This window comes from Lysinibacillus sp. NPDC093688 (assembly GCF_050280145.1).
Taxonomy (GTDB): Bacteria; Bacillota; Bacilli; order Bacillales_A; family Planococcaceae; genus Lysinibacillus; species Lysinibacillus xylanilyticus_B.
In genome coordinates, this window is the sequence record NZ_JBNNUX010000087.1 from 1 (window position 1) to 4,580 (window position 4,580).

At 39.7% G+C, this 4,580-nt stretch carries 4 protein-coding genes; 2 read left to right on the forward strand and 2 right to left on the reverse strand.

Going from position 1 to position 4,580, the window contains the following annotated elements:
• The coding region (locus ACQKN2_RS25035; RefSeq protein ID WP_427417332.1) for a hypothetical protein at positions 1 to 273 on the forward strand (273 nt) is incomplete at its 5' end.
• 98 nt (positions 274 to 371) lie between these two features.
• Here ACQKN2_RS25035 and ACQKN2_RS25040 read toward each other — a convergent pair.
• Complete coding sequence (locus ACQKN2_RS25040) at positions 372 to 1,763, reverse strand: sensor histidine kinase (RefSeq protein WP_427417333.1); 1,392 nt, start codon at positions 1,761 to 1,763, stop codon at positions 372 to 374.
• Positions 1,760 to 2,482: a response regulator transcription factor gene (locus tag ACQKN2_RS25045; protein ID WP_427417334.1), complete on the reverse strand. Its 723-nt coding sequence runs from the start codon at positions 2,480 to 2,482 to the stop codon at positions 1,760 to 1,762. Before ACQKN2_RS25045 ends, ACQKN2_RS25040 begins: the two co-directional genes overlap by 4 nt.
• A 782-nt stretch (positions 2,483 to 3,264) precedes the next feature.
• Between ACQKN2_RS25045 and ACQKN2_RS25050 the strand changes: the two genes are divergently transcribed.
• Entirely contained in the window at positions 3,265 to 3,879 is a 615-nt protein-coding gene (locus tag ACQKN2_RS25050) for a PH domain-containing protein (protein ID WP_427417335.1), read from the forward strand.
• The last annotated feature ends 701 nt before the right edge of the window (positions 3,880 to 4,580 follow it).

Genomic DNA, 4,580 nt, shown 5'->3' on the forward strand with positions numbered 1-4,580 from the left:
CAGAGGGTTTTGTTTGTGCGAAAGCGCAGCGACAGCAACAGCACCGATGTTGGTCACGAAGGCGTTATCACAGGATGTGATGCTTTTAGCCTTCGATCCTCTATTGCTAATCCCCGAGGAGTCGCCCAATCTCCACTCCAATCAACCACTCCACACAACATGTATCCTCTGGCATGGCATTTTAATTTTCAGCAACAACAGGTCTATGCGAAAGCGAAGCGGTGGCGCAAAGTAGGGAAGAGGCTTGATGCTCTCCGGCAGGAAAGCGAGTAGCGTAGGGGAACCCCCCCTCTATAGCGCCATAACATTCACAATGGTTTTTCTGCCATTTTATTTTTTTATACTATGAAGGAGTAGTCCCAATCATAGGGCTACTCCTTTTGTTCTTCTTGTAATTGAATGCTGACAGTTGTACCTTGTTGTTCTTCAGAGGTAATCGTTACAGTTCCTCCGTGCGCTAAAATAATATCTCTAGCAATAGCAGTACCTAACCCAGTACCATGTGTTTGCTCAGTATTTGTCCCTCGATAATAGCGTTCAAAAATATGTTCAAGATCTTCTGCAGAAATGCCGTTACCGTTATCAGAAATCGTAATAGAATGATCATCAACAAGAATATTTACTGCAACATCAGAAGGGTTATGAAGCAATGCATTGTGTAAAAAATTCATCACTGCTCGTCTCATAAAGTGTTCGTCAATGTGATGCTTGATGACTTCCTTAGTTGCATTAAATTCAATATTGGCTTGCTCATATTGTGGTGTATTGAGTGTATCAATAACGATTTCACGAATAAATTGCACCATATTTACCTCGGTTAAGCTTAGTGGAAGCTGCTGATGTCTTAATCGCATAGTTAAATTTAAATCATCCAGTAAATCTTGCATATGCAATGATTGTTTTTCAATAATCTGAGCATATTCTGTTTGTTCATAAGGAGTCGATTTTCCATCATTCAGTAGCTCCGCATATCCACGAATTGAGGCAAGAGGTGTTTTCATATCGTGTGAAACATTGCTGATCCATTCCTCACGCATCATCTCAAGTCGTTTGCGTTCCTGCTCGTGTGCAGCTAGCTCTCTTGATACTTCATTTAAATTCTCGAAAACAGGTTTGTACACACCGCCTGGTACTTTACTAGTTTCATGCTCACGATTCTTTAAATGACGAATACGTTCAATCATTGCATGTAGAGGTTTGGTCAACGTACGACCGAAAAGCCAGCCAACGAGTGTAGCTACTAATAAATCAGCAATGACAATGAGCAAACCAAACTTGCCAATAAACTGTAAGACTGATGAGCCAGAAAAATGAGTGACATATCTAGTAACGCCACTTCCCTCGATGCCGATAAGATAACTAATACGTTCTTTACTTCCCACATATACGGTTGTATCTACAGCGAATTCTTTATATTTATAAACTTGAATTAAATCAATTGGCGCATAGTGCGAAGGAGCTTTATCTGGAGCAAAATGGGCTTCAACGACCTGTCCATTATTATCAAGTAATTGAATCCAGGCATTTCGCTGATGCAATTGTTGAAGTCCATCCTTGCTTACTGCTGGCGTTCCATTACTTATATCAATATACTGTTGGAAATCGCGCACGAAGTTTACCTCTGAATACGAATTTGTATTATCGTATTTATTTACCTGTTGAAAAAAGAAAAAACCAATTAAAATGGCTGTATTCAAGAAAATAACAATAATAACAATAGACAGCACAGACAGAAGGAATCTAGCTGTTAATTTCCATTTCATACTTGCTCCTCTTTTGGAACGACAAATTTATAGCCAAGCCCTTTTACAGTTGTAATATATACAGGCTTTGATGCATCTTTTTCAACCTTTTCACGTAGACGTCGAATATGCACCATTACGGTATTGTCTGAGCCGAAAAAGTCCTCTCCCCATACACGCTCAAACAGCGTTTCTTTACTTAAAATTCGATTAGGATTATTCATAAAGCAAGCCATCAAGCCGATCTCTTTTGCTGTTAGCTCCAATAAAACGCTGTCCTTATGTACCTCCGTTTCATCATCATTAAGCAAGAATGGACCAACTTGAATCGACTTCGCGGAAGCTACTGGCGCTGCTTCCTGCGTCTGATAGCCGGCTCTACGAAGCTGTGCCTTCACACGATAGGCAACCTCTTTAGGACTAAAAGGTTTCGTAATATAATCGTCTCCTCCGATAGCAAGTCCTAAAATTTTATCAATTTCCTCATTTTTCGCCGACATGAAAAGCACTGGCACATGAGATATTTCTCGAATACGACGACATAAATCGTAGCCCTCGCCATCAGGAAGCATTACATCAAGAAGTACAATATCGGGTTGTGTTTGTTGAAAGCTCATCCAGGCTTCTTGAATGGAGCCAGCTGTATGAATTTGTTTATAACCTTCTTTTTGCAGGCTGACTTTTAGAAGGTTTGCTAAATCAGCCTCATCATCCACCACTAGAATAGTTGGTTCTTGCATGGTTCACAAATCCTTTCTCTTTATTATTTTGCGTATAGCTAATATGTTTAGCAGTAGCTCGATAAACATTTCCTTATTAAGTTAATAACCGAAGTGCCAAGAAAAATGGTCTCATAGCTTGAGATTTGCCCACCGATTAAAGTGTCTTATGTGACTCATTATAAATGAAACTTGCTTAAAAAAGGAATTGAGACATTACTTAAATATCAACCAGTTAGGGTCATCAACAAAAGTTGTGGATGACTTTTGTTAAAACGTCTACTATGTGAATAAGTTGATCTTCGTTCCGGCTGGGCGACTCCTTGGGGATTAGCGATAGAGGAACGAAGGCTAAAAGCATCACATCCTGTGATAACGCCTTCGTGACCAACATCGTGTTGGCCCGAGACCCTGGAGCGAGCAACGCGAGTGAAGCGGGAGGGGAACGAAGGCTAAAAGCATCACGTCCTGTGATAACGCCTTCGTGACCAACATCCTGTTGCCCCGACGCCCCCAGGAAGCGTTGCTCTGTGCGAAAGCGTAGTGCTAACGTAGCGGCAGCAACAAAGCGCCCAGTCGGAACGGAAATCAACCACACGTTTTGGTGATGATCCAAAATAATACTTTATATACTCGTTTGAAAAATCTATATTCAAAGCAGCCTTTTACATTAGAGTACTAACTAGCTCCAACGTTCCCTTACTGATTGCTCGAGCTTTTTATTATTAGCAGAAGGTCTCTTTTGAAACTATTTACAGAAAAAAAGCGTAATAAGAGTATCAAACCATCTAGGAGGGAAAAGGATGTTCAAAAAAATAGCAGCAGACGCGCTTGGACTTTCAGATATTGGAGTAGTTATAACTCGTGAGGACTATGATAAGGCAGATGCAGATGATTTCATCCTGCATGAAATTGACGAGAAAATTTATTTCTTAATTAAGACGAAAGCGGACGAATATTGCTTTACAAATCGAGCAATTATTCATGTAGATGGTGAAAGTGCGCTAAGCAAGAAGCGATTACTACGTCGTTACGACTACTCAATGCACAATATTAGTGATGTTTTCCTTGAAACAGCAGGAACTATTGACCTTGATGTTGAAATTAAATTTACAATCGACAATACGCCATTTTCAATTGACATTCATAAACGTTTTATTAATGACATTAAAGATTTGTATAAAGCGTTGCATGCCATTAGCTATGAGCAAAAGCAAAATGCATACAAGCTAGAGGTAGCAGAAAAGAGTTTATCGATCGCTTCTGCATCCATTGGTCGTATCGGTAATGACGATGTCACACCATCCGCATCATTCGAGGAGATTACACGATTTGCGAATAATTGGATGATTGACCATAAGGATAAATACAAAAAAGAAGATTTCTCACATGTTTTTGATTTATACGTTAATAACTAAAGCGATATAGGGCAACAAAAAGAAAAAATAGTATGCTTGAAGATATTTGTACATGCACAATGTATGGACAGGGCTGTACACAATCAAATGTAAGTAGCGATGATTGTGTACGGTTTAGATGGATTGGCAAGCCTCATCAAAGGCTGCCTACGCCTAAAAAGAAATGAAGATGCTTGTGGTAATTACAAAATAAAAGCACAGACTTTTACAATGCATTTGTGCGAGTCTGTGCTTCTTTATGTATAAATGGTTGAAAATATATAAAAAGAACGGCATAATTTTCCATATATTCAATAGCCATTCTGTTGGGTGAAAAAAGGATTTTAACGCTACTTTAATTATTCAATACATACGATTCATGACATTTTACTCGAAATGGGAGGAACTATCGAGCATGATGTCGAAATTAAGTTTTAACAATCGACAATTCACTACAAAGATTTATATAAAGCGTTGAAATCAAATTTAACTTGTTCAGCGGGTACCTAAACACCCGCTGAACAGAGGAACTCAGTCTAAGAACGCCACGTCCTGTGGCAACGACTGAGTGACCAACGTCTTGTTGTTGCCGCTACGTTGCACTACGCTTTCGCACAGAAAACATCGTGTTGGCCCAAAGCCTCCGGCGGATGTCACGGAATCGGAAAGGAGTTCTTAGGGGATGTTAGCCTAAAATCATCGCATCCATGCGATAACGGCTA